1 pseudogene is annotated in these 888 nt (G+C 63.4%); it reads right to left on the bottom strand.

The annotated features are described in order from the left end of the window. Window positions 1-750: pseudogene (locus tag A3764_RS23735) on the bottom strand (tannase/feruloyl esterase family alpha/beta hydrolase); the annotation flags it as partial. Between the last annotated feature and the right edge of the window lie 138 nt (window positions 751-888).

Raw genomic sequence — 888 nt, 5'->3', positions numbered from 1 at the left:
CGGCGACCACTGTCCGATGGCGAAGGCAAGCGCCAGCCGCGCGCGGCCCTCCGGGCTTTCGCCCGCCGTTTCGATGGCGGCCATCCAGGACGCACGGATCGCGTCAAGGCTGTGCTCGCCACCCGCTCCGGCATTGGGCAGGCCGACGATGGCGAGATCGCTGGCCGGACCGTGCCCAGCGGCCTCATAGCTTTCGCCCAGCAGGGTCTGCATGGCGAACCAGCCATCCAGGAAACTGCTCATGATCCAGACCGGCGTATGGGCGGCAAGCACGGCGGCACCGTCGATCCTGTCCGGGTAATCCTCGGCCGAAGCGAGGCTGTCGAGCCCTCCGCCAGAACAGCCGTATTGCAGCACCATGTCAGGAGCGCGCTCCAGGTCCGTGAAAATGTCCTGAACAGCTTGTAGATTCAGGATTTCACGCTGCGGATCGTATTGCCACAGGCGCAGCGGGTGCCGGGCGAGCCCGGCGAAGGCATAGCCACGACCGAGCAGGTCGTCATACCGCTGGACCGCTGACGCGACCGAAACGTTGCTGGCGAAATCCAGATCCCTGAGTAGTCGACCATTCCAGTTCTCGGGCACGCGGATCAGCCATGCCGTCCCGTCCGGCAGGGTTCCCGCATGTTCGTTGAAGGCGGGCTGCTCCTGCGCCGACGCGAGCGGGGCGAAGCCCGCGGTCAGAGCGAGGCAAAGCACCACCATTCCGGTCCGCGAACGCGGGCCGGCCAAATTGGCTGTCCGTGACATGAATTTCCTCCAGTTTGATGCAGCGATGAAATCCGGCTCCTCTTCCGGGGAACCATCGCCGGGAAAAAACATAGATAGCTAATTATTAGTGTCAAGGGCTCTGATGCACAAATCGGCTTAAGGCCGAGGTTCCCCTTT

The organism is Sulfitobacter sp. HI0129, from assembly GCF_001635395.1.
Classification (GTDB): domain Bacteria; phylum Pseudomonadota; class Alphaproteobacteria; order Rhodobacterales; family Rhodobacteraceae; genus Sulfitobacter.
Note: the sequence above shows the minus strand (reverse complement) of the source record. Positions and strands in the feature narration are given on the sequence as shown.